The organism is Halobacillus sp. SY10, from assembly GCF_045401165.1.
Taxonomy (GTDB): Bacteria; Bacillota; Bacilli; order Bacillales; family Halobacillaceae; genus Halobacillus; species Halobacillus aidingensis.
On the sequence record NZ_CP174345.1, the window covers coordinates 902440 to 927684 of the forward strand.

Sequence of the window (25245 nt, forward strand, 5' to 3'; positions counted from 1 at the left end):
GAAAATATTGAACGGCTAAAAGGAAAGAGGTCTTAATATTGGTAATTAGAGAGAGGTATTCTGACCAAGTGCATAGCGGCGAAATTTTGGATGTTCTAAGTTTGAATGGTACACCTGCATGTTTACTGGATTTGCGTCTACAAACGGTTACGCTTAATCAGCAGATGCAAGGAACACTTCAACTGCAAGAGTCGGACATGTCGTTCTCTCAATGGATCCGTAGTTTTGGTCACACAGGACAGCAACGCCTTCAACAGGTTTTGCATAATCTCCTGACAGATGGTAATAGGGAATCATCTGTCCAGTTGACAGATATCAACAAGTATAAATATCAATGCAAAATGGTTCATCTGACGAATGGTCAGATTGCTTTTTCCTTGAAAAGTATAAAGGGCCTGAACGATGGTCCTGTTCCCATGACTCTCTCTTCGAATAAGCAGAAAGAAGCCCCTTTGTCATTGAACCAATCTGTCGGTTATCAACACCATCGTAATATGATACACATGTTTGGAACCGAGTCTTCCCCTATGAAAAATCGAATGATGCATCTTGTCGATAAATTCCCACACGGACTGGCATTGATCAATCACAACTGGGAAGTCACGTATGCCAATCCAAAAATGGAAGAGATGACAGAGGTCCCTTTCTTACAAAACTATTTTAAGAAGTTGTGGGATATCTTTCCGATTCGTGAACATTATCATTTCTTTCAACAGTATTTAAGGTCCATGGAGACACAAGAGACGGTGGAATTTGAAGGATATCTTAAGAAAACCAATACAGATGTCCAGGTTACAGTTCATCCTACCGAAATGGGGATCACTGTCTTCCTTCAGGACATAACAGAATACAAGAATCAATTAAAAGCATTGAGGGCGTCAGAAGAAAGGTTTGCATTACTTGCAAATAATATTAAAGATGTCTTCTGGATCAGCCAGCCGGACTTTAAAGAACTGCACTATGTCAGTCCTGCTTTTCAGGAAATGTTCGGAATCTCCCGACGGGAAGCTTTCCTGGATCCAAATTCGTTGATGGAAAAAGTTCATGAATCAGACCGCGCTTCATTAAGAACTGCTCTAGATGAAATGGCAAAGAAAGAAAGTGAAGTAGAATATCGTCTTTCAGGTCCTAAAGAAGAATCGAAATGGATTCGTACGAAAGGTTTTCCTGTTGAGTATTATGGGAATTCTTATGTTCTTGGTATTCATGAGGATGTTACGGAATACAAAGAGATGTTAGAACTTAAAGAGAAATCCCAGCAGCTGTCCACGATCACGCAAATGTCGGCCGGTATTGCCCATGAAATTAAAAACCCTTTGACCGCGATTAAAGGATTTCTCCAGATTGGGGCAGCTAATCCTGAGTTGAGGGATAACTATCAGGAAATTATTCTCGACGAAGTCAATCGCATCGAAGCCATCGTCCAGGACTTCATGATGTTATCCAAGCCGAAATCCTCTATTCAGCTTGAACAGGTAGATCCTGAACAACTGGTTTCCTATGTGTTGCGGCTGTTGGAACCAGAAGCGAACGAAAAGCAAATCTACCTTCTCTTTGATTGTGATCCTATACAAGACAAATTCGAAACAGAACCGAAGCGGTTGAATCAAATTCTTATCAACCTTGTCAAAAATGCCATCGACGCTGTGGATCTAGGAGGAGAGGTTCGTGTAAGCATACAGATGTCCAGCTCTAACCTAACGCTTTCCGTTAGAGACAATGGACCTGGATTAACACCACAAGAGCTTGCCAAAATTGGTGAACCTTTCTTTACAACCAAAGAAAAAGGAACCGGTCTAGGAGTGATGGTCACAAAGAAAATCGTCTCAGACCTGAATGGAGAAATATCATACGAAAGTCAAAAAGGGGCCGGTACAACGGTTACCGTCACCTTACCAAAATAGAAATCTTTGAAAAATCATCATCCCAGCGGATGATGATTTTTTTATGTTTGATTAGTGATTAAAGGGAAGGAGAGAGGCCCTTGCGACAAAAAGACTAACGGAAGCCTTGTCTGCAAATGACACCTTCATTCTTTTTAATGTGTCAGGATTCATCAAATTCTGAAATTTCAGCGATTCAACCCTTATAGTTATTAGAAAATTCTACGTTCAATCGCTTACAAAAAATAAAATATATTTTTACACTCAAAGCTGTTTACAAACGTATTTATGGGCTCTATAATCCCGATTGTACTACAATTTTGTTCGACAAATTCTAACTTATTCCCACATAAAAAGGAGGCTTTCTGATGCTGAAAAAAGTATGGTCTTTTCTATTAATGAACTTAGGTGCGCTCGGGGTAGCCATCAACGTACATTTTTTCCTATCGCCAAACGATCTTGCCACAGGAGGAGTAAGTGGTGCTTCAATTGTACTGAATAAAGTCATTCCTGATCTTTCACTAGGAATGATCATGATTATCTTGAACATCATCCTCTTTATCGTTGGTTTTATATTCTTAGGTTTTCAATTCGGTCTCAAGACCATTTATGCAAGTTTTGCTTTGTCCTTTATGGTATGGGGGCTGGAAGCATTTTTCCCGATGCAGGAAGCTTTAAGTGATGACCTTCTCATCCAATTGATTATCGGCCAAATTATCGCGGCATCAGGAATGGCACTTGTTTTCCATCAGGGAGCCTCTACCGGCGGAACAGATATCCTCGCTATGATCCTGAATAAATTCTTTTCCATTGAAGTTGGAAAAGGTGTCTTATTCTCTGATATTGCGATTGCAACATCGTCCATCTTCCTATTCGGACCAACCGTCGGAATGTACGCGTTTTTCGGTGTCATTTTGAATGGCCTAGTTATCGACTACATGTTGCAACAATTTGAAGACAATAAAGAGATCGTCATTATCAGTCGTGAAAGTGAACAAGTCCGTTATTTCATCGTCCATCAGCTCGGACGAGGGGCTACCATTCACCAGGCAAAAGGAGCTTTTAATCAAGAAGACAAAGAAGTCATTACAACGATTCTAAGCCGCAAAGACTACACACGTTTGAAAAAATATATGACAGCGATAGACGAACAAGCTTTCATTACGGTTCACTCGATGAATGAAATTCTCGGTGAAAACTTTAAACGATTGGCATAAAAGGTGGGATAACATCCAGAACCGTATGTTTACAGACACGCTCAATGAGCGCCGATCCAGAACGGCCGACGTATACGAATACTTGAAGAATCACATTATGTTTCGTCAACTACCACCAGGGACTCAGCTTGTTGAAAACATGATCGGAAAAGAATTACAAGTTTCACGAACCCCTATCCGGAATGCGATGAAAAAGCTGGAACAAGAAGGGTTAGTCAAAATCTACTCCAATCGCGGTGCCTTTGTAGTTGAACCGACGCTTGAAGAAATAAGACAAGCCTTTGATATGAGGCGCCATTTAGAGAAAATGACACTTGAACAAATTTATGATCAGATGAATGAAGAAGATTTCGTACATTTGGAAGAATGGATTGAACATGAAAGAAAAACTTACGAAACCCGGAATATTCTGGAGTACCTGGATGTGAACAAGCAATTTCATATGACCCTTGCGTTAAAAACAAAAAACAGGTTTTTGATTGACTTTACTGAACGAATCCTTAATCAAATCAATGTATATCTTATGTTGTATGATGTGTTTGTAGATGAAGACCTGTACGAAAAGCAGCGCTTCAAAGAACATGAATTATTGCTTGAAGCATTAAGAAATAAAGATTTGTCACGCTTGCTCCAGCTGATCGATCAGCATATGGAAGAAAGCTTGAATTATATGTCTATAACCCAGAGAAAAGATAGGATAGAAGAAAAGAAAAAGAGCCTTTAATCCAGACATTTACAGTCCGGATTTAAAGGCTCTTTTTCTTTGAAGGCGTACAGTTCTAAGTAAAATACTGAGGTTAATAACAACCACTGTGATTAAAGAAGACAGCGTATAATTGAAATTCTTCGTAATCATGGATACAGATAAGAATGCGACGACCATAATGGAGGATATGAGAAATAATTGGTACTTGCTAAGGCCAAGCTGTCTGCGAACGGGGCGAGCTTCCACTGCTGATCACTCCCTGTTTATGCTTACACGTATTATATGAAAACTTAAAATAATTTGTCAATTCAAGTATATGTACCATACCCCCAAATACTCCTCTTTATTCAACTAATTGGCAGGATTGTGTAAGACTCGATTTCGAGACTTTTTGGGTATTTAGGGGCTCCGGGAAAAGGTTCGCTTTCCGTGGGCGAGTGATGAGCCTCCTCGAGCTAACGCTCTGCGGGGTCTCATCTACCACGCACTTCCCACAGGAATCTCACCGTTTCCCTCCGCCCCTTTACCATACGAGACTCTCGAAATCCCTCTAATAGTAACCTGCCAAGTTCGGTAATGAAAGACCTGCTCATCCACGCCGTTATAGAGTCGTTTTAACCATATATTCTGCACGAATAAGGTGTGGTAACAGGGTCTGGGAAACGTCCGCATGAAAAGCGAATGGAGACACGAACGTGTGTGTTTTTCTACTGACTGATCCAAAACACTCCAAATCGTCGTTTCCCTGACCCCGTATCCATGGCCAGGAATTGTCATTCATTATTTCAACTAGGTAAGGCTGCCCTTAAGGCTACGGGGAATGTGCTCACCGCGCTCCCGCGGAAAGCGAGCTATTCCAGCCCCCATCCACTCACCAAAAGTCTCGAAACTGAGTCTTCCACAATCGGGAGCGTTAGTGGTATGATTATTTGTGATTCATTATTTGAAATATTAAGAAAAATTGCTATAATAGAAATGGACAAACTGAACAGTCGCTCATTAAAAAGGAGGCCGCTATATGAAAAGAGAAGAACTGATTGCTCCTGAAAGGTACAATGTCGTCTCTGAGATGGAGAAATACGCAAATGAAACGGGAAGAAAGGCTTTGTTATGGTTGAACGAACAAGGCGATCAGAAAGAAGTTACATACGAAGAGTTAATGAATAATGCGAACAAAATTGGAAACGCTTTCCTCGAGCAAGGGTTGAAGCAAGGGGACAAAGTACTCGTCATGATTCCTCGCTTGATTGAAGCTTATCAAGTGTATATTGCGGCTCTCAAAGTAGGACTTGTCGTTATTCCAAGTTCTGAAATGCTGAGGACCAAGGATTTACAGTATAGAATTTCACATGGAGAAGTGAGTGGTGTCGTCAGCTATTATCCTTATACAGACCAATTCCACGGCGTTAATGAATTTGATGATTTAATCACTTTTTCTGTAGGTGGGGCGAAAGAAAAATGGCGTGATCTTGATTCTCTCATGGATGACCACAGTGAGGAATTGTCCCTCGCGGATACTTCAAGAGATGATATGGCGTTTCTTTCTTATACATCTGGTACGACGGGTAACCCGAAAGGTGTTGTTCATACGCATGGATGGGGGTATGCCCACTTGAAGACGGCTGCCGATAAATGGTTGGCGATTCAAGATGGAGATACAGTTTGGGCGACAGCGGGACCCGGATGGCAGAAGTGGATATGGAGTCCTTTCCTTTCTGTACTCGGAACAGGGGCTCAAGGCCTGATTTATCAAGGGAAATTTGATCCTAAAAAATATTTAAGTTTGATGGATAAGCATGATGTGAATGTTCTTTGTTGTACACCAACAGAATATCGTTTGATGGCCAAAGTAGACAATTTATCTGATTATAAATTAGATGGTTTGCACAGCGCGGTATCGGCAGGGGAACCTTTAAATCGTGAGGTCATCGATACTTTCCAAAAACATTATAATGTAACAGTACGAGATGGTTACGGCCAGACAGAAAATACGTTACTCGTTGGAATTATGAAGGATATGGAAGTACGCCCTGGATCGATGGGACAGCCAACACCTGGTAATCAGGTTGAAATCATCGATGAAATGGGTACGCCTGTGGATGCGGGTGAGGTAGGAGACATAGCCGTTCACCTCGATACACCGGCTTTGTTCAAAGAGTACTATAAAGATCCTGAACGTACGAAGATGTCCCGTCGAGGAAACTATTACGTAACTGGCGATCAAGCAAAAAAGGACGAAGAAGGTTACTTTTGGTTTGAAGGAAGAAGTGATGATATCATCATTAGTTCCGGTTATACCATCGGGCCGTTTGAGGTAGAAGATGCGCTTGTCAAACATGAAGCTGTTCAAGAATGTGCAGTCGTTGCAAGTCCGGATGAAGTTCGCGGAAACATTGTAAAGGCCTACATTGTTCTTCAAAAAGGATTTGAAGGAAACGACGAGTTGGTTTCCGATCTTCAAAATCATGTGAAGGAATTGACGGCGCCTTATAAATATCCTCGAAAAGTCGAATTCATTCAAGAATTGCCGAAGACGACTTCCGGAAAAATACGAAGAGTGGAGCTTCGTCAAAAAGAGAACATTATGAAATAGGGGAAGCATAACAAACCTGAAGGTCGAGAAAGGCCTTCAGGTTTGTTATGCTGAAAAGGAAATTTCAGTAAGATCAGTTAGGAGGGGCTTATGATTAGGAATGTAAAGCTTGAAGATGCAGAAGGGTTCGTTCCTTTAATGGATGCCCTCGGTTATCCATCAAGTAAAGAACAGATAAAAAACAGATTACAAAGTATATTACCACAAGAACACTACCAAACCTTCGTCTATGAGGCGAATGACGAATTGCTTGGCATGATCGGGATGACATTTAGTGAAGCGTACCATACGGATGACCCGCACGTACGGATTATCGCTTTTGTTGTGCGTGAAACGGAACAAGGAAAAGGGATAGGGAAAATGCTCATGGAAAAAGCCGGGGAATGGGCTCTCACTAAAGGGGCTAAAACGATCATGTTGAATAGTGGAAATAGAGCAGAAAGAAAGAAGGCTCATGAGATCTATCATTCCTTTGGGTTTGAGGGAAGAGCGACAGGGTTTTATAAACGACTCGACTAAAATAATCTTAGATGTTTAGACCATAATAAAGACACGGGAAAACTCTTAAGGAGGGTGGTGTGTGGGTGAAAATCAGACTGGAAGTTACATATAAAACCCCAAAGAAAACAGAAGCTTTTTTTAGGTCAGAAGAGATGACGATCGGGCAAGCTTTGTTAATAACAGAGGACTTGGAAAAGACGGGGCGGGCCAAATCAATTACCTTTATCGACGACTATGATACAACATGGAAGCGGAAGGATTTACAAAAATATTTGGATGATCTGGAAACAGAACCTCATGATATTACCGTTTATTTTGATGGCGGTTACGAAATAAAGGAGCGTAAGGCAGGCCTTGGTTGTGTCATTTATTACACTCAAAATAGGAAAGCTATGCGTCTTCGCATGAATGCTCTCGTTGATGAGTTAGGTACAAATAATGAGGCAGAGTATGCGGCCTTACATTTAGCCATTCAGGAATTGGATTTTATGGGGGTTCATCATATTCCCATTCGGTTCGTAGGAGACTCTCAAGTTGTAATCAATCAACTGAATGATGAATGGCCCACGATGGAAGAGACTTTAAATAGTTGGGCGGACCGTATTGATGAAAAATTAAAGCAGATGGGTATTACCCCTTTCTTTGAAGTGATTTCGAGGAAAGATAACGGAGAGGCAGATCGACTTGCTACACAAGCTTTAAAAGGAGTAAAGGTGACAAGTCGAGCGGAGTTGGAGTGAAAAAGGCGGTGGAGATCCATCGCCTTTTTTATTCCACTTAAGGTTGAATGGTAACCGGAGTACCCAACGGGATGGTCCTTGCTAACTCTTCTACGTCTTTATTAAACATGCGGATACAACCTTTGGAGACTGCCTTTCCGATAGAGGAAGGATTGTTGGTCCCATGAATGCCATAATGCTGTTTGGATAAACTCATCCACATCGTTCCATAAGGCCCACCTGGATTGGGAGCTTTGTTAATGATAAAGAAGTTTCCGAAAGGAGTCGCTGAGAGCATGCGCCCCACAGCAATCGGAAATTCCTTTTCCAGTGAACCATTGTTATATAAACGTAATCGTCTTTTGGTAGTGGATACATCAATCCTATAAGGAATTGTATCTGGGTTCGGAAAACCTGGGATATTGATTTGTTGCCCGGGAAAAATCATATTTGGGTTTGCGATTTGGTTTGCTGCCAGGATATCTCTTAACGGCGTACGATAATCTCTTGAAATTTGTGCTAACGTTTCACCTGTTTTTACGATGTGAATCATTCCTATCCCCCCGTTTAAAATGGTTATACCATTTTATGTGGGAAAACAGGTGACTTGCCTATCCATTTCTCTCTCAGAAGAAAGGACCTGACGTAACCAGTCAGGTCCTTTTTTAGGTAAACCATTATAAAACGATGGTTTTATTTTTATGAACGATGACACGATCTTCAAGGGCCCATTTGACGGCTCTGTTTAGGACACTGCGTTCGATTAGGCGTCCTTTCTTCTTTAGATCATTTACACTGTTCCTATGGTCTACTCTAATAACATCTTGTTCAATGATCGGTCCTTCGTCAAGGTCGTCTGTAACATAATGGGAGGTGGCACCAATCAGCTTCACCCCACGTTTGTAGGCCCGTTTGTGCGGGTTGGCACCAATGAATGCGGGCAAGAAGGAATGGTGAATGTTAATAATCTTGGATGGATGCCTGTCTACAAACTTAGGAGTGAGGATTTGCATGTACCTGGCTAAGATAATTAAATCGATATTGTATTCTTCTAACAAATCCAACTGTTTCTCTTCTACCTCTTCTCGAATCTCTTTATTTGCAGGAATGTAATAAAAAGGGATGCCAAAAGACTCGACAATTTCTCTCGCTGATTCATGGTTACTGATGACAAGCGAAATGTCCGTCACGAGGTCACCGCTCTCCCATTCGTATAAGAGCTCACGCAGGCAATGGAGTTCCTTGGATACAAAAACAGCCGTGCGTTTCAATTCGTGTAGGAAAGTCATTCGCCAGGTCATTTCGAATTGTTCTGCAAGGGAATGGAAGTCTGCTTTCATTGTTTTTTCTATGGACTTCATATTTTCTGCAGCAAATACGATGCGTAGGAAAAAGGTTCCTTCTTCATGATCTGTCGTAAATTGATTCGATTCCACAATGTTTGCCCCGTGTTCGTAGAGGAATGTTGAGATGCTGGAAACGATTCCTGGCTTATCGGGACAACTGACGAGCAAGCGGGCTTTATCTTCATTCTTGGTTAAGTAATGTTGAATTTGTTGGTTGGTCGAAGTCATCAACACTCATCCTTCCTTTTTATTCTTCCCATTATAGTCGAGTGAAAGCCGTTTGGAAAGTTGGATCATGTTTCGAAATGGGAGAATTCGGATACATTCTCCATGTAGCAAGTATAATAAAATTTTCTTTCTATAAAGGAGAAATGAAAATGCGTAACTATTTAAAGCATTATATAAACGGTGAATGGGTAGAATCTACAGGAAATGAAACAGAAGACGTGATCAACCCTGCAACAGAAGAAGTGATCGGTACCATTAGTCTTGGAACGAAAGAGGATTTGGATAAAGCGGTCCAGGCGGCCCGTGATGCTTTTCCATCTTTCTCTCAAACCTCTAAAGAAGAAAGAATAAAAATGCTAGAAGACATAGCTGCTGAATATGAGAACCGGAAAGAAGAAATTATTGAGACGATTACGGAAGAGTTGGGTTCACCAAAAACCATCTCAGAAAACGTACATTACATGATGGGATATAATCATTTTTCACAAGCGGCAGAATCATTAAGAGATTTTTCATTCATTGAAGATCGCGGAGGCCATACGGTCATGAAGGATTCAGTCGGCGTCAGTGGCTTGATCACCCCATGGAATTTTCCGACAAACCAAATATCAACAAAAATCGCCAGTGCTTTTGCTGCGGGAAGCCCCGTGATTGCGAAACCAGCAGAATTGACACCTTTTGCGGCCATCATTTTAACTGAAATATTTGATAAGGTCGGCGTACCTAAAGGTGCTTTCAACTTAGTGAATGGATCAGGTTCCGTTATCGGTGATGGCATCAGTTCACATCCAGATATCGACTTTGTATCATTTACAGGTTCTGGTGCTGTAGGTCAAAAAATTATGCAAAACGCGTCTGAACGCATTGCTAATGTCGCCCTGGAACTGGGAGGAAAATCTCCGTTAGTCGTGCTTGAAGACGCTGATGTTGAAAAAGCGGCTAGAGCGGCTGTCAGTCACATCGCAACTAACAGTGGGCAGGTTTGTTCAGCTGCCACAAGAGTATTGGTGCCTTCCTCAATGAAAGATTCTTTTGAAGAGGCCATTAAAAAAGTGCTCCCTGAATTCCCTGTTGGGGATCCACAAGGAGATAATCATATCGGTCCATTGGTTTCACAAAAGCAATGGGACACCGTTCAATCTTATATTGAAAAAGGACAAGAAGAAGGAGCCACTCTTCTGGTAGGAGGAACAGGGAAGCCTGATGGATTAGATAAAGGCTATTATGCCAAACCTACAGTATTCACAGATGTGAATAACGATATGGTCATCGCACAAGAAGAGATATTCGGTCCAGTCACCTGCGTGCTTACCTATGACACGATTGAAGAAGCCATCCAAATTTCTAATGATATTAAATATGGACTTGCAGGTTATGTCTTCGGTGAAGATGAACAGACACTAGCCAAGGTTGCATCCAGCATCCGAGCGGGTCGAGTGAAAATCAATGATGCGGAAGCAGATTTCGCCGCACCATTTGGTGGATATAAACAGTCAGGTATAGGAAGAGAATGGGGCGATTATGGTATCGAAGAATATTTAGAAGTGAAAACAGTTTTAGGTTATCCGAAACTATAAGAGAGAAAAAGGCGGAAAACGGATTCCGCCTTTTTTCTTTTTGAAAAAACAGGAAGTATTTTGGGTGAAATGAAACCTTCCCCTCTTTTTATTCGTATAAAATGTAGAAGCACTTGGATGGAACTTGTGAAGAGGTGGAAGAATGGGAAAAAAACTAATCATATTTGGTGGACTTATAATTGTCGTGTTTTGTACCTACATATACGTCGATCAAAGGTATTTTTTCAATCCAATAGCCTTCACCCAAGATGATATTACACCCTATCATTGGAGTGAATATGAAAGACCTGTCACGATTACCTACTACGATTTAGAAACAGAAAGAAAAGCATACAAACTGGAGCAGGAAAAGGCAGTCCGCAGGTTCCTAGAAGAAATGAAGAACAGCCCGCCTATGCAGGAATCATCTGCAACCTCAGATGTGGAAGGGGCACTTAAGCTTACGTGCGAAGGTAATACCTTATTGGAAGTGTATTTCTACCAAGGTTATTGGAAAATCCTTCGTGAAAGTGGGACAATGTATGAAATGACTAAGGATCTTAAGGGATTAATCGAAACACTCTAGCCAGTTGGAACGGCCGTTCCAACTGGCTTTTTTCATTTCTCCAACCTCCACAATAGCTCCCCATTGTGGAAGACTCAGTTTCGGGATGTTTTCGGGTTTCGTTTGCCATAATGGGAGCCAGGGGTGGCTGGGAAGCTACTCGCTTTCCGGCGGGGATGACGGCAAGCCTCCTCGAGCTTCGCGGTAGTGTCAAGAAGTCTGTGTAAATCGAATTGGGGCTCCTTTGTTAATCATTAAATTTACTTGTTAGCTGAGGGGCCGTACTTTTCCTCAAACATTTCATCCAACTCCCCGGAAACAGAGACGAATTCTGTTATCCCTCTTTGACTCCATTTTTCATTGAAGTCCCTGGCCACGAGGTAAACAATTTTCTCTAGGGCTCTTTCACTTGGTAAACTGTTCATTTTATGAGTACGCTTTTTCACTTCTTTGATGGTTCTTTCAATCGTGTTTGTAGTATAGATCATTCTTCGAATAAGGCGGGGATAGCCCATAAAAGTGAGTAAGACACCTAGGTCTTCTTCCCAACTTTTAATTACTTTGGGATACTTCTTCCCCCATTTTTGTTTAAAGGAATGGAAATGTTCATGCGCTTCATCTTTCGTATCCGATTTATAAACGTCCTTTAAGTCTTTGGTGAGCTCTTTTTTATCTGTTGAGCGGACAGAGTGAAGAGTGTTACGGATCTTATGGACCACACAGCGTTGAACATCAGCTTTAGGATAGATTTCCTTCATAGCTTCTTCCAGACCAGGAAGGCCGTCAAACACACCTAATAAGACTTCTTCGATCCCTCGGTTATAGAGATCAAGAAGAACTTCCCGCCAGCCATTGGAACTTTCTTTTCCACCTACCCGAAAGCTTATGATTTCTTTGATTCCGGTCTCTGTAATGCCGACCACCACATACACAACTTCACTTTCTACGTCACCTCTCCTGAGCTTAACGTAAGTCCCATCCAAGTAAAGGACGGAATACCGCTTTTCAAGAGGGCGCTGATGCCACTTCTCCATTTCCTCGATGACAACTTCTGTGATATTACTAATCGTGGCAGCTGAATAGGAGTTACCGAGTATTCTTTCGATAAACCTGCCGATTTCCCGAGTACTTGTTCCTTTACTGTACATCTCAATAATGGTTTCCCCTAACCATTTTTCACGCCTTTGGTAGGGATCGAAGAGTTGTGTTCTGAACGCCCCATTACGATCACGAGGCACGGAAAGATCATCAATTCTTCCATATCTCGTATCCAATATACGTTCATAGGAGCCGTTTTTACTGTTCTTCAACTCAGGGTGTTCGACTTCAAAGAAATTTTTCATCTCTTCTCTCATCAACACTTCCGCTTGAGCCTTAATCATTTCTTTTAACATCGGTTCTAATTGCTTTATGAATGCTTCGTAGTCTATACTTATAGACATAGGTAGGGCACATCCTTTCAATGTTTTTTGTGGTGATTAACATTAAGGATACCCTACCTTGTTTTTTTATGCCTAAAACTTGTTTACACAGACTATTGTACGTCATCAGCTTCGCTCTGCGGGGTCTCGCCAGCCAATCCATTCCCGCGGGAGTCTCGCAGCTTCCCAACCACACCATTCAATGGATGTGAGAAACGAACCCCTTTACCAAGTTAGATGGCTTTCCACTACCCCGCTTTCAGAAGTATAAAGCGCTCTACATCAAGCTCTCATCCACTTGAGCATACAATCAGAGTTTCCGAGTAGCGGTTTCGAGACACTTACATGGTAAAGGGGCGGAGGGAAACGGTGAGACTCCTATGGGACGTGTGGGACAGGTGAGACCCCACAGGACGAAGTCCGAGGAGGCTCACCGCCCGCCCCATGGAAAGCGAACTGTTTCCCGGAGCCCCTAAACGCACACACAAGAGTCTCGAAACTGAATCTTCCACAAACCTGCCATTTTGTTGAATAAAGTGGGGAGAAGAGAGTGAATTGTTTTGTTCTTTTCCTTATGGATGAGGTTGTAATATACTTGGAAAGGATAAAGATAATAGAGAATGCTAAGGAGGTACCTAATCCATGAATAAATGGTTTACGCATATTTTTAATATCATCGTCGGAATTCTGATTGTAGCCGAAGGTGCTGTATATATTTTCATGAACAATAAAGATGGAGAATTTCATTTACGAAGTATTATGATGACGGCTTTGTTATTTTTAGCGTGGGGAATGTCTTATCGCAAACAACTAACTAGTGATAATCCAAGCGCTTGGTTAATTGTAACGATAATCATATTGGTTCCTATGATTCTTCCCTGGTTGTTTTTTATATAAAAATTAAGTGAGCCATTTGAACAGCCCGATACTCCCGAATAGCAACGCGGACACTAAGTAAATGTAACCGAGGGCTCTGTGTTTTCCTTCTTCACTGTTTGTTTCGACGGTTCCTGCAAAAACTAAAAAGAGCACACCGATGATATATAACGTAATATCAACGTCGGAAAAGGGGGAAGGCTTGAGTGTAAGCCAACCTTCCACTGGAATGGCTGTGAAGAGTGGGAAGTATAAAGGATTTAAGCGATCCTCCCACTTTTTCTTCTGTTCAGACACGATTCTCCCACCTCATCTCCAGAATATATTTCTTTTTACTTTCCATCTTTTCTTTCCTTTTGTCAAACAACGACAAAAATCGCGTTACTTTTTTCCTGGATAGGGTATAAACCATACATCCCCATTTGCCTTCTGTATTTACACTTGTTAGAATGAAGCTCGTGTTTTTCTCCGGTACATAACCTCCCAAAGTTGAATGAATTACCTCATGCAGAACAAACTAAATCATGAAGTGGAAAGGATGTATGTCATTTGAAAACAAAATTAATTGATTGGCCAACGTTTATCGGCGCTCTTGTGTTGTTGCTCGGTGTCACGTTACCACTGATCATCTTCCCAGAAGCCGGTAAAGAGGTTGTATCACAAGCAAATACGTTCATGACGGAAAACTTTGGTGTCCTTTATATGATTATGGGCTTTGTTATTTTCGCTTTCCTTGTTTATGTTGCTTTTAGTAAAAATGGATCGATTAAACTAGGGGATGAAGGGGAAAAGCCTGAGTTCAATACGTTCTCGTGGGCAGCGATGCTATTTGCCGCCGGGATCGGTTCCAGTATTTTATACTGGGCAGTTATTGAATGGGCGTATTATTACCAAGGACCGCCGTTTGGCGTAGAACCTGGATCCAAAGAGGCGATCCAATGGGCATCAGCCTATGGAATGTTCCACTGGGGCCCGATCGCTTGGGCGATTTACACATTGCCGGCCCTCCCGATTGCTTATTTCTACTACGTTCGAAAAAAACCTGTACTTAAAGTTAGTGAGGCTGTCCGACCTGTATTAGGTGATTCTGTTGACGGTCCTCTTGGAAACATCATTGATGTGTTATTCATGTTCGGACTTTTGGGAGGGGCAGGAACGACGCTTGCTCTCGGTACACCAATGATTGCTCAAGGGATTAATAGTTTGACTGGTATCCCGGCAAATTTAGGTCTTAAAACAGTCATTATGTTATTGTGTACATTGATCTTCGCGATTAGCTCGTATTCAGGGCTTAAACGAGGGATTAAAGTGCTCAGTGATGTGAACTTGTGGCTGTCGATCTTTTTGCTGGCCTTTATCTTCATATTTGGACCGACTCGATTCATCAGTGAGACCACATTCAACGCGTTGGGGATACTGGCGGATAATTTCTTCAAGATGGCGACTTGGATGGAGCCGTTTGGAAACTTGGGTCAATTTGAAAAAACAAGCTTCCCAGAGTATTGGACTATTTTTTACTGGGCTTGGTGGCTTGTGTATGCTCCGTTTGTCGGTTTGTTTGTTGCACGTATTTCCAGAGGGCGGACCATCCGTCAAATGGTACTTGGAACAATGGTTTACGGCACGATCGGTTGTGTGCTTTTCTTCGGGATCATGGGGAACTTCGGTCTGTACATGCAGTTAACAGGTCAGTTTGATGCTATTGCATTTATGGATGCGAATGGCGCCCCTGCGACCATTATTGAAATCATCAACCAACTTCCGTTAGCGAAATTCATGGTATTAATCTTTACCATTCTAGCGATCATTTTCCTTGCAACGACTTTCGATTCCTCTTCTTACATTCTTGCTTCAGTCGTACAGAAGAATGTGGAAGGAGAACCTTTACGTTGGAACCGTTTGTTCTGGGCCTTCGCCTTGTGCTTAATGCCGCTTGCGCTTATGTTCCTCGGAGGATTGGATACTTTGCAGACAGCAAGTATCGTCGGTGGATTCCCGCTGATTGTGATTATGTTCTTACTTGCATGGTCGTTCATGAAAGCCTCCAACACAGATATTCGAGAATCTGATGATTATGAACCGAGTACGATTCATATTAAACGTTGGAAAAATCGCAAGAAGAAGAAAAAACGCTCGGCTCTTGAAGCCCTGGAAGATAAACCAGATCGAGATTAATAAAAAAAGAGGTTTTCCCAAATTGGGGAAAACCTCTTTATTGTTTGAATTAGCAATGAACATTATTGAGGTAGGTACGGTTTGGCAGACAAAACCTTAAAATCTCCGCTATCTGTTAAGAATTGTTGTAGAAGGTGAAGGTGGTCCCCGCCGATGAAAACGAGGATGCGGTCGCCTTTTTCTGCGATTCTTGAGATGTTTGCGGATATCGCCAAATCACGATGATGCCACTGCTTTAGCCATTGAACACCGACTTGATGTTGCCTGTCCCCGACACGTGCCAACTTCATATAGATCCTCTGAAGCTCTTTACTATAGTCTGGATCATTGAGGTAATGTAAGATATTCCTTATGGTTTTATTGTTTTCCATCGACTTGAGTTTGTTTTGAATTTCCATGATTTCTTTGAACAAAGAAGACTGGTGTTCTTTGGCCCATTTAAAGACCTGGTTTAGTGACGGCCGGGACATATCCACCATTTCGTCTATCGGATAAACGGATGGCAAGTCCATTTCATTGGCAAGCCGAAAAGCAAATTGTTCGACTTCATCGTAAGTGGGCGTAAGGGTATTATTTCTAAAGGCTTTATATTTACGCTCCATTTCTTCCTCTATTAAGAAAGGTTTTTCAACGGCGATTTTAGTCGGCTTGAATTTTCTTAGTGAATGAACGATTTCGCGAATTTCCTCTTGTTGATCATTGACCATTTCGGGGTTCATGGACATGTGAAAAGTTCCTACGAGCAAAATTTCCGGTTTAGGCAAATCAATATCTCCTTCCTTTTGTTATCATTTTATTTTAAATGGAGGGAGGACTTCTTCCCCAAGCTCCTGGACCACTTCCTTCACTGGTCTTTTGTTTTTGGAAAGTCCGAACATTAAATGATTAACGCCGATGGAACGATACTGCTCTATCAGATCTTTCAGCCCATTTCTTCCAACTTTATATCCGGCAGGTATTTTTTCAGTAGGAGCATCTGGATTTTCTTCGAGCTGCAAAGGAAGTGGCATAAAGAAGGGACGGAATGCAGATTCGCCATGGAAATGCTTCACTTTCTCCCTGTACTGAAAGATAGTTTCCTTCTGTTGAGCTGGACGTTGTGGGTAAAACATCCATCCATCTCCATATTCAGCAACCCAATCCAGTGTCTGTTGACAATAGCCTGTCATAAAAGTCGGGATCCGCTTTTCAGGCTTTGGTACGATATTTGAACGATTCATGGTGCCAAAAGAAGAGCGAACCTCAGGGAATTCATTGTAAATCGCTTCATTGAAGAAATGGAATGCTTCCCTGAACCATTCACTTCGCTCCATAATGGGTATATTCAACCCTTCAAAGTCCTTCCTTCGATCTCCGGATGAAATTCCGAACATCAGTCTTTCAGGGAAAAGTTTTTCAATACTCGCCACTTCTTTTGCTGTCCTTAACGGATGGCGAAGCGGCAAAACAAGGGCTGCTGTACCTAAATTGATTCTTTGCGTATGGGCCCCCACGTAGGTTAAATAAATCAAACTGTCAAAAATCTGCCCTGTTGCTGGGTCTTCAAATGTAGGGTCTTCTAATAGCACGTCCTGGAACCAAAGAGAATGAAAATTTAAATCTTCAGCTAGTTGTGCCATTTGAATTTGGTTCTTCATCTCTGGAGGGGACTGGTCATAGTTTTCGATGGGAATGGTCAAGCCGAATGTGATTTGGTCTGGCTGCAGCATTCGCTGATAACCGTGATGGTCTTGAAACAAAAGGAACCCTCCTTATTTTAATCGACTATTTTCTATTATAATGAGAATTTCCCTAGAAAACTAACCATAAAGTTTAAACATAAAGCAAAGTTATTCAACAATATGGCAGGATTCTTGAAGACTCAGTTTGGAGATAACAGGGATTTGTTTTCCGTATTCAGAGGCAGGGGTGGCTGGGAAGCTACTCGCTTTCTTGTGGGGGAGCGCCGAGCTTCCTCGAAGGGAGCTTATATGAAGAAAAGGGAAATAAAAAAGCTCCCATAATAAGGGAGCTTTTTGCGTGATTATAATATATAGATGGTCAGATAGAGGAGGAGGGTTAGAAGAGTCGATCCTCCTGCAACACTTGCGATTTCTGTAGCATCGTATTCAATTCTTTTTTTCATAATTGTGATCCCCTTTCGAATGACTGGTAATAAAAACGGAGCGGACTAGTTTTAAAACATTCTACTTAGTAAGACGATTGAATAGTCAGAAAGGTTTCATTTTTATTACAATAACATATCAAAAACATTTCAACCAAATTTGACAAAATACGAGGGCAGTGGAAAAAAGGCGATATAAGAGGAGGTTTGAAAATTCTGATATAATGGAAGAGGTTTTCTTGATGGAATAATCTACATAAAAGAGAGGGGAAGTCATAATGGGAACATATGAAATGACTTGGGATTTAGACTCCATTTTCCAAGGAGGTAGTGATTCGGAAGAGATGAAAGAGTATGTGAGGAAAACCGAACACCTGATGGATGATTTGGAAGCATTCATTCGTATGTTTACACCTCCCAAAAATACAGACCAAACAGAGGATCTCAACAAGATTGTAGAAATTGTGCAAATGGTGACAAAGCAATTAAGTGAATTTGGCGCTTTTGTAAGCTGTTTAAGTGCACAAAATGTTCATGATAAAAAAGCGAGTATATGGCAATCGAAAAGAAGTGAACTGGGTGCACGTTTAGGTAATGCATTAACTGAAATGGACCAGGTGTTTGTTCAGGTGGATGATGATGTTTGGAAATCCTTATTGAATCAGGCTCCTTTTAAAACGATTTCTTTTGTTTTGAATGAGAGACGTTCTCTTGCAAAGGACAAATTAGAAGTCGGAAAAGAATCTCTCATCAATGACTTAGGCGTGGATGGTTATCATGCATGGGGACAAATGTACGATGCCCTTGTGGCGAAGTTATCCATTGAGATGAATGGGGAAAAGTTATCTGTGGGACAAGCATCTAATCAATTGGATAACCCGGACCGTTCGGTGAGAAAGGAAGCGTTTGATAAACTACAGGAGACATGGGGAGAAGTTTCGGATCTGTTCACAGAGACGTTGAATCACTTGTCAGGTTTCAGGCTCCAGACCTATAAGCACCGCCATTGGGAAAATGTATTGAAAGAACCGCTCGACTACAATCGGATGAGCCAGAAGACGTTGGATGCCATGTGGGAGACGATTACGGAATACAAAAAGCATTACGTTCCCTATATGAAAAAGAAAGCGGAAAAGTTGGGGCTTGAACAGTTGAGCTTTTACGATGTAGAAGCACCGATTGGAGAGGCCGATCAGAAAATGAGCTTTCAAGAAGGGGCGGAGTTTATCATCCAGCAATTCAGGAAGTTCAGTCCCAAAATGGCGGATTTTGCTGAAATGGCTTTTGAGAAAAGGTGGATTGAAGCGGAGGACCGTCCCGGAAAACAACCAGGTGGGTTTTGCACAAGCTTCCCCGACAGCGGGGAAACGAGAATTTTCATGACGTATTCAGGCAGTCCTTCCAGTGTAGCGACACTGGCACATGAACTTGGTCATGCCTATCATCAGCATGTGATGGATGAATTACCTGAGTTGAATCAAGGGTATGCGATGAACGTTGCTGAAACGGCCTCGACGTTTGCGGAGATGATTGTTGCAGATGCGGCCGTTAAAGAGGCCGCTACGGAAGCTGAAAAACTTGTGCTTTTGGAGGATAAAGTTCAGCGTAGTGTAGCCTTTTTCATGAATATCCATGCAAGGTTCTTGTTTGAAACGCGTTTCTATGAAGAACGCAAGCTAGGGGTCGTTTCAACGGAAAGGCTGAACGAATTGATGACAGATGCTCAAAAAGAAGCCTACGTACAAACTTTAGACGAATATGATCCGACATTCTGGGCTTCCAAGTTGCATTTCCACATTACAGATGTCCCTTTCTATAACTTCCCATACACCTTTGGTTATCTGTTCAGCATGGGAATCTACGCGAAAGCCCTTGAAGTCGGACCAACGTTTGAAGACCGCTATATTGCCTTGCTGCAGGATACAGGGAGGATGACCGTGGAGGAGCTTGCTAAGAAACATTTGGATGTAGATTTAGAAAAGAAAGATTTCTGGGTGCATGCGTTGAAGTTGTGCCTTTCTGACCTTGAGTCATTCATGGACTTGGTTTGATCAAAAGGAGGAGTGAACGATGGAAGAAAAGTTGATCCCACAAGAAGAAAAGGAACGCCGAGTTTCCCAGTTAGACGGTTGGAAGCTTACGGATGGAAAGTTCATTGTTAAGCGGTACCGGTTTGGTGAATTTCTGACGGGCGTCCAGTTCGTCAATCATATTGCGGAGTATTCAGAAGACATCCAGCACCATCCATTCATCAGCATCGACTATAAAATGGTTACCCTTAAGCTGACCTCCTGGAATGCGAAGGGACTTACAGAACTTGATCTATCCTGTGCTGCAAAATATGACGAACTCTATGATTCAATCAAATGAAAAGAAGCCGCTCCTTACAGGAGCGGCTTCTCTTATGATGAGGAGGATTGGTCTAAGGATCTCACTTGCTCATCTGTAAATAATGGTGAATCTTTTGTTGGCATCGCAAGACACTGGATTTCCTTTTCGGTGAAAGGGTGAATCAACGTAAGCTTCGCAGCATGAAGAGCCTGTTTGTAATTGATGCTTCCTTTTCCTCCGTACATTTCGTCCCCTAGGAGCGGGTGTCCGATATGACTGAGATGAACGCGGATTTGATGGGTTCTGCCGGTTTGTAACTGTAATTTCACAAGGGAAGCATCGGGGGTGGAATGATATGAAAGAACTTCGTAATGAGTTTCTGCATGTTGGCCACCTTGTGAGACGCGTCTTCTTACAGGATGATGACGGTCTTTTCCGATTGGTTGTTCGATTTTTCCACGACGCGGCTTCAGCTTTCCGTGAGCCCATGCTAAATACGTTCTTTTAATTTTCCGCTTCTGCAACTCTTTTCCCAGCATGGCAATAGCAAGATCATGCTTGGCAAAAAGGATGGCCCCCGACGTATCCCGGTCCAGGCGGTGGACATATTTTGGCGTGGACTCAATGCCATTCATTTGAAAATAAAAGGCGACTCCATTTACAAGTGTGTCATGTTCGTGCGGTGTATTCGGATGTGTGAACACACCTGCGGGTTTATTGACGACCAGCATATGATCATCTTCGTAAATGACATCAATATCCATATAAGTCGGGGTCACTTCAAGTGGTTGCGGTCGGAAAAGCCGGACACGTAAAATGTCACCACTTTTGACTTTAGCTGTCTTCCAATGAGGGCTTTCGTTGTTTAAAGTCACTTCTTTGTTGGAACGGAAACTATGCATCAACTTTCTTGGGACATTCCATTCTTTTTTTAGAATTTTTTCGACCGTAAATCCGTCCCACTGATCAGGGATGATGACCTCAAGCCAATCCCCCATACGTTTCGTCTTCATTTCTACACCTAATTTCCTAAATTACTGAATACCCAGGGCGTTAATCGCACATATTGGTACCAGGTACGAACTGCCCTATATTGTACTCTTTCCAGTACCATTTACGCAATCACCTCTATGTTGTACCCGGTACACCGGGGAATAAATGGGGGGTCAGGTTTGAAGTGTAGGAATGTAACAGTGGAGCTTCTGGCCTTTTGAAAAAGATAAACTTAGGCCTATGATGTTAACAGTAGGTAAATCTGGTATCTTAGGAAATAGAACTGTGTTATAATAGAAGGGTTGAATAATTTGTGATACGAAAGAGGTGTGTGCTTCATGCAACACAGAGATGATATTCGTAATATAGCGATCATCGCGCACGTTGACCACGGAAAAACAACATTGGTCGACCAAATGCTTCACTATTCCGGAACTTTCCGTGATAACGAGCATGTCGATGAGCGCGCCATGGACTCTAATGATTTGGAAAAAGAACGCGGAATCACGATTTTAGCTAAAAATACCGCCATCAATTATAATGATGCGCGTATAAATATTCTAGATACCCCGGGTCACGCTGACTTCGGCGGTGAAGTGGAACGTATTCTCAAGATGGTTGACGGTGTACTTCTTGTTGTTGATGCTTATGAAGGCTGTATGCCTCAAACACGTTTTGTGTTGAAAAAAGCATTGGAACAAAAATTGACACCTGTTGTCGTATTGAATAAAATCGACCGCCCGAATGCTCGCCCGGATGAGGTTGTCGATGAAGTTCTTGATCTGTTCATTGAGCTTGGCGCTGATGATGAGCAGTTGGAATTCCCTGTCGTTTATGCTTCTGCATTAAACGGAACTTCTGGAGATGAACCAGAGGACCAGCAGGAAACAATGGATCCAATTTTCAAGTTGATCATGAACAACATCCCAGCTCCTGTAGATACAAAAGAAGAACCATTACAATTCCAAGTCACGTTGCTTGATTACAATGATTATCTTGGCCGTATCGGAGTTGGGCGTGTCTTCAATGGCTCGATCAAAGTAGGTCAGCAAGTATCCTTGATGAAGAAGGATGGATCAGTGAAGAACTTCCGTGTTTCCAAGTTGTTCGGTTTCATCGGTTTGAAACGTGTTGAAATTGAAGAAGCAAAAGCGGGAGATATTATTGCCCTGGCTGGCTTGGAAGATATTAACGTCGGAGAAACTGTCTGTCTGCCTGATCACCAGAATGCGATGGAAATCCCTCGTATTGACGAACCGACTCTACAAATGACATTCCTTGTCAACAACAGTCCGTTTGCTGGTCGAGAAGGAAAATATGTAACGTCCCGTCAAATTGAAGAACGTTTGATGACACAGCTTGAGACAGATGTCAGCTTGCGTGTCGATCCTACAGATTCACCAGATGCCTTTACGGTTTCAGGACGTGGTGAGCTTCACCTTTCCATCCTAGTGGAAAATATGCGTCGTGAAGGATACGAGCTTCAACTATCCAAGCCGAAAGTTATCCTGAAAGAAATCGATGGTCAAACGTGTGAACCGGTAGAACGTGTTCAAATTGATACACCTGCAGAATACCAAGGTGCGGTTATGGAATCCATTGGTTACCGTAAAGGTGAAATGCAGGACATGGTCAACGATGGTAATGGCCAAGTACGTCTCGAGTTCCTCGTACCATCTCGTGGTTTGATTGGTTATTCGACAGAGTTCATGACGCAGACACGCGGTTATGGAATTTTGAACCATACCTTTGATGGCTATGCGCCACTTGTAAAAGGTCAAGTCGGCGGACGTCGAGAAGGTGTTCTGGTTTCTCTTGATAAAGGGAAAGCATCCACTTATGGAATCATGAACCTTGAAGACCGTGGAACCATTTTCGTTGAACCTGGTACAGAAGTGTACGAAGGAATGATTGTCGGTGAGCATAACCGTGAGAACGATCTTACCGTTAACATTACGAAAGAGAAACACTTGACCAATATCCGTTCAGCGAACAAAGATACAACAAACACAATCAAGAAAACTCGCCAAATGACGCTAGAAGAAGCCATTGAGTATCTTGATGATGATGAATATTGTGAAGTAACGCCTGAAAATGTTCGTCTTCGTAAAAAGTACTTGAACAAGAACGAACGTGAGAAAATGGCGAAGAAGAAGAAGCTTCAAAACACAGAAGTATAATGACTCAATAGAAAAGCCCGGCGCATATCGGTATGCTCCGGGCTTTTTTGTTATTTACTGAATAACTTCGATGTTCTCTTTCTGGTGTCCGTGAATGTCCTCGGCTGGTTTCTCATAATGAATATTGATGGTGTAGGAACCAGGTTCAGGGAACGTATAATTGGCTGTGTACTCCCCGGGTTCCTTTTCTTCAGCATCGATATAAAAGTGTTTTTCCATTTGATCCGAGCTGATTTCGTAGCGCACAAGCGCTTCAGAAAAAGGTTCTTCCATGTGGTTGATATGTGTAGTCAGTGTCGAAGCTTCTCCAGCTTTAAAGGTTTGCTCTGTCATCAAGTGGACCATGAACTTTCCGCTACTATCTCCATGTTCGTGTCCACTGGCTTCAGCTTGCTGCCCAACGGCCACCTCGTTCTGAGGCATCGTATGAAGGTCATCTACCTGAGTATGAGCAATCACCTGATACGTACCTTCTTTAGAAAAGCTATGAGTAATCGTGTACACTCCGCTTTCTGTATGATTTGCTTCGAACGTTTCAGATGAATCCTGTCCATCTTCACTGTTCCAAATTTCGAATTTTACATATTCTGCATCCGGGACAGGTTCTCCGCCTTGGGTGACAGATGCTTGAATGGTCGTTTCTTTGTTTACAGGAAGTGGTTCATGCTCAAATTCTACTTGTACTTCAGGAACTTCAGCTGCTTTGTTACTTTCCTCCGCTGATGAGGAATCCTGCTCGTTATTGTTTGCGGAACAAGCACTCACCACAAGTAATAAAATAATGAATAAGAATACTTTTTTCATTAGGTATCTCCTTTATCTGTGTATTGGAGTTTTGAAAGTGAACACCTACAATCAGGATATCATCTAAAGCTTTGACATTCTTGCTTGATTTTAGACTATCTTGTGACAATACTTAATGATTTAACAAAAAAAGAGGGGAGCTTTTTAAAGCTGCCCTCTACTCGACATTGTCGTTATTCCAATCATACGTGTAAAAACGTTCGTCTGTCACCCATTTTAATGCTTCGGGGTCATTGACCTTGATGCCCTCTTCGAGCATTTCAAGCATTCGTGCGGTTTGTGAGATATGGGCGCGCATCGCTGCTAATTTTTCGTTTTGAACGGAGCGGATGTCATTGATGACATCAGGCTGGCCTAAGTTCTCTTCCGTATCATTAGCAAAAGCCACAGCGTGAAACTTTGGTCGATCTTTTTCATCGATTTCCCTCAAAGCCCTTACTACTGCCCGCGCAGTAGCTTCATGATCGGGATGGACGGCAAATCCAGGATAAAAACTGATGACCAAAGAGGGTTGAAGTTCATCAACTAAATGGCGGACCATAGCTTTCATTTCACCATCATCTTCAAATTCAAGCGTCTTATCTCTCAGTCCCATCATGCGAAGGTCTTCAATGCCCATCGCTTCCGAAGCTTTAATCAATTCTTTCCTTCTGATTTCAGGCAGGGACTCTCTCGTTGCGAACGTAGGTTTTCCAAGGTTGCGCCCCATCTCTCCGAGCGTGAGACACGCATAGGTAAGGGGGGTCCCTTGTTTTATATAAGATGAAATGGTCCCGGAAACTCCGAAAGCTTCATCGTCGGGATGCGGGAAAATAACGAGTACATGTTTTTCTTGTTCGATCATTTCTTTCACTCCTTCAAGAGGATCACTAACCTACATTATTGCTTAAATCAGAATAAATGAAAAGTCATTTGTTTATAAGCTTCCCTCTACCCATCATTTAATATTAGCTATCGCTCCCTTTTCTGGAAGACTTAGTTTCGAGACTTTTGTGTGAGTTTAGGGGCTGCGGGAAAAGGTTCGCTTTCCATGGGGCGGGCGGTGAG

General features: G+C 42.2%; 23 protein-coding genes. 13 read left to right on the plus strand and 10 right to left on the minus strand.

The window, feature by feature from the left end; all coding sequences use genetic code 11:
• The first annotated feature begins 38 nt into the window (after positions 1 to 38).
• From ACJA3J_RS04550 to ACJA3J_RS04560, 3 genes are all read left to right on the plus strand, one after another.
• Positions 39 to 1904, plus strand: coding sequence for an ATP-binding protein (locus tag ACJA3J_RS04550; protein ID WP_406945659.1), 1866 nt, complete (start codon positions 39 to 41; stop codon positions 1902 to 1904).
• A 347-nt stretch (positions 1905 to 2251) separates the two neighbouring features.
• Positions 2252 to 3100, plus strand: a complete 849-nt coding sequence (locus tag ACJA3J_RS04555) for a YitT family protein (protein ID WP_089651707.1) — start codon at positions 2252 to 2254, stop codon at positions 3098 to 3100.
• Positions 3075 to 3824 carry a GntR family transcriptional regulator gene (locus ACJA3J_RS04560; protein WP_167356022.1) on the plus strand — a complete coding sequence of 250 codons (750 nt, stop codon included), beginning with the start codon at positions 3075 to 3077 and terminating at the stop codon, positions 3822 to 3824. Before ACJA3J_RS04555 ends, ACJA3J_RS04560 begins: the two co-directional genes overlap by 26 nt.
• 9 nt (positions 3825 to 3833) lie before the next feature.
• Here the strand turns inward: ACJA3J_RS04560 and ACJA3J_RS04565 are convergent, their stop codons facing one another.
• Entirely contained in the window at positions 3834 to 4052 is a 219-nt protein-coding gene (locus ACJA3J_RS04565) for a hypothetical protein (protein WP_406945660.1), read from the minus strand.
• Positions 4053 to 4824: 772 nt separating this feature from the next.
• Between ACJA3J_RS04565 and mbcS the strand changes: the two genes are divergently transcribed.
• The 3 genes from mbcS (at position 4825) to ACJA3J_RS04580 (ending at position 7640) form a co-directional block, all read left to right on the plus strand.
• A complete protein-coding gene (gene mbcS / locus ACJA3J_RS04570) occupies positions 4825 to 6399 on the plus strand; it encodes an acyl-CoA synthetase MbcS (RefSeq protein WP_406945661.1) in 1575 nt (524 codons plus the stop codon).
• A gap of 90 nt (positions 6400 to 6489) precedes the next feature.
• A complete protein-coding gene (locus tag ACJA3J_RS04575; RefSeq protein ID WP_406945662.1) occupies positions 6490 to 6918 on the plus strand; it encodes a GNAT family N-acetyltransferase in 429 nt (142 codons plus the stop codon).
• Between the two features lie 65 nt (positions 6919 to 6983).
• Positions 6984 to 7640: a reverse transcriptase-like protein gene (locus ACJA3J_RS04580; RefSeq protein WP_406945663.1), complete on the plus strand. Its 657-nt coding sequence runs from the start codon at positions 6984 to 6986 to the stop codon at positions 7638 to 7640.
• A 37-nt stretch (positions 7641 to 7677) separates the two neighbouring features.
• On the opposite strand, the gene ACJA3J_RS04585 is transcribed toward ACJA3J_RS04580, so the two are convergent.
• Both ACJA3J_RS04585 and purU read right to left on the minus strand, forming a co-directional pair.
• A complete protein-coding gene (locus tag ACJA3J_RS04585) occupies positions 7678 to 8172 on the minus strand; it encodes a L,D-transpeptidase family protein (RefSeq protein ID WP_089654904.1) in 495 nt (164 codons plus the stop codon).
• Between the two features lie 124 nt (positions 8173 to 8296).
• Positions 8297 to 9193, minus strand: a complete 897-nt coding sequence (gene purU, locus ACJA3J_RS04590; RefSeq protein WP_089654905.1) for a formyltetrahydrofolate deformylase — start codon at positions 9191 to 9193, stop codon at positions 8297 to 8299.
• Between the two features lie 149 nt (positions 9194 to 9342).
• On the opposite strand from purU, the gene ACJA3J_RS04595 reads away from it, so the two are divergent.
• Both ACJA3J_RS04595 and ACJA3J_RS04600 read left to right on the plus strand, forming a co-directional pair.
• Positions 9343 to 10770 (plus strand): aldehyde dehydrogenase family protein, encoded by a 1428-nt coding sequence (locus ACJA3J_RS04595; protein WP_115893587.1) that lies wholly within the window; start codon positions 9343 to 9345, stop codon positions 10768 to 10770.
• 142 nt (positions 10771 to 10912) lie between these two features.
• Positions 10913 to 11335, plus strand: a complete 423-nt coding sequence (locus ACJA3J_RS04600) for a hypothetical protein (protein ID WP_089654907.1) — start codon at positions 10913 to 10915, stop codon at positions 11333 to 11335.
• A 239-nt stretch (positions 11336 to 11574) separates the two neighbouring features.
• On the opposite strand, the gene ACJA3J_RS04605 is transcribed toward ACJA3J_RS04600, so the two are convergent.
• Positions 11575 to 12756 carry an IS256 family transposase gene (locus tag ACJA3J_RS04605; RefSeq protein WP_406945071.1) on the minus strand — a complete coding sequence of 394 codons (1182 nt, stop codon included), beginning with the start codon at positions 12754 to 12756 and terminating at the stop codon, positions 11575 to 11577.
• A gap of 621 nt (positions 12757 to 13377) precedes the next feature.
• Here ACJA3J_RS04605 and ACJA3J_RS04610 point away from each other — a divergent pair.
• Entirely contained in the window at positions 13378 to 13632 is a 255-nt protein-coding gene (locus ACJA3J_RS04610) for a hypothetical protein (protein WP_089654908.1), read from the plus strand.
• A 3-nt stretch (positions 13633 to 13635) separates the two neighbouring features.
• Here the strand turns inward: ACJA3J_RS04610 and ACJA3J_RS04615 are convergent, their stop codons facing one another.
• Entirely contained in the window at positions 13636 to 13908 is a 273-nt protein-coding gene (locus ACJA3J_RS04615; protein ID WP_089654909.1) for a hypothetical protein, read from the minus strand.
• A gap of 252 nt (positions 13909 to 14160) precedes the next feature.
• Here ACJA3J_RS04615 and ACJA3J_RS04620 point away from each other — a divergent pair, with 252 nt between their 5' ends.
• Positions 14161 to 15786, plus strand: a complete 1626-nt coding sequence (locus ACJA3J_RS04620; RefSeq protein WP_406945664.1) for a BCCT family transporter — start codon at positions 14161 to 14163, stop codon at positions 15784 to 15786.
• A 62-nt stretch (positions 15787 to 15848) separates the two neighbouring features.
• On the opposite strand, the gene ACJA3J_RS04625 is transcribed toward ACJA3J_RS04620, so the two are convergent.
• Positions 15849 to 16550: a DUF5694 domain-containing protein gene (locus tag ACJA3J_RS04625; protein WP_089654912.1), complete on the minus strand. Its 702-nt coding sequence runs from the start codon at positions 16548 to 16550 to the stop codon at positions 15849 to 15851.
• A gap of 24 nt (positions 16551 to 16574) precedes the next feature.
• Positions 16575 to 17495, minus strand: coding sequence for a TIGR03571 family LLM class oxidoreductase (locus ACJA3J_RS04630; RefSeq protein WP_089654919.1), 921 nt, complete (start codon positions 17493 to 17495; stop codon positions 16575 to 16577).
• Positions 17496 to 18168: 673 nt separating this feature from the next.
• On the opposite strand from ACJA3J_RS04630, the gene ACJA3J_RS04635 reads away from it, so the two are divergent.
• Both ACJA3J_RS04635 and ACJA3J_RS04640 read left to right on the plus strand, forming a co-directional pair.
• Complete coding sequence (locus tag ACJA3J_RS04635) at positions 18169 to 19941, plus strand: M3 family oligoendopeptidase (RefSeq protein WP_406945665.1); 1773 nt, start codon at positions 18169 to 18171, stop codon at positions 19939 to 19941.
• Between the two features lie 19 nt (positions 19942 to 19960).
• Entirely contained in the window at positions 19961 to 20260 is a 300-nt protein-coding gene (locus tag ACJA3J_RS04640) for a 4a-hydroxytetrahydrobiopterin dehydratase (RefSeq protein ID WP_089654914.1), read from the plus strand.
• Positions 20261 to 20292: 32 nt separating this feature from the next.
• Here the strand turns inward: ACJA3J_RS04640 and ACJA3J_RS04645 are convergent, their stop codons facing one another.
• The gene (locus ACJA3J_RS04645; RefSeq protein WP_089654915.1) at positions 20293 to 21234 is read right to left on the minus strand and encodes an RluA family pseudouridine synthase; all 942 of its coding nucleotides are present in this window, start codon (positions 21232 to 21234) and stop codon (positions 20293 to 20295) included.
• A 318-nt stretch (positions 21235 to 21552) separates the two neighbouring features.
• On the opposite strand from ACJA3J_RS04645, the gene typA reads away from it, so the two are divergent.
• Positions 21553 to 23394, plus strand: coding sequence for a translational GTPase TypA (gene typA, locus ACJA3J_RS04650; RefSeq protein WP_089654916.1), 1842 nt, complete (start codon positions 21553 to 21555; stop codon positions 23392 to 23394).
• Between the two features lie 54 nt (positions 23395 to 23448).
• Here typA and ACJA3J_RS04655 read toward each other — a convergent pair whose 3' ends face one another.
• Together ACJA3J_RS04655 and bshB2 are read right to left on the minus strand one after the other, a co-directional pair.
• A complete protein-coding gene (locus ACJA3J_RS04655; RefSeq protein ID WP_089654917.1) occupies positions 23449 to 24198 on the minus strand; it encodes a FixH family protein in 750 nt (249 codons plus the stop codon).
• A gap of 157 nt (positions 24199 to 24355) precedes the next feature.
• Positions 24356 to 25042 carry a bacillithiol biosynthesis deacetylase BshB2 gene (bshB2, locus tag ACJA3J_RS04660; protein WP_208599197.1) on the minus strand — a complete coding sequence of 229 codons (687 nt, stop codon included), beginning with the start codon at positions 25040 to 25042 and terminating at the stop codon, positions 24356 to 24358.
• Between the last annotated feature and the right edge of the window lie 203 nt (positions 25043 to 25245).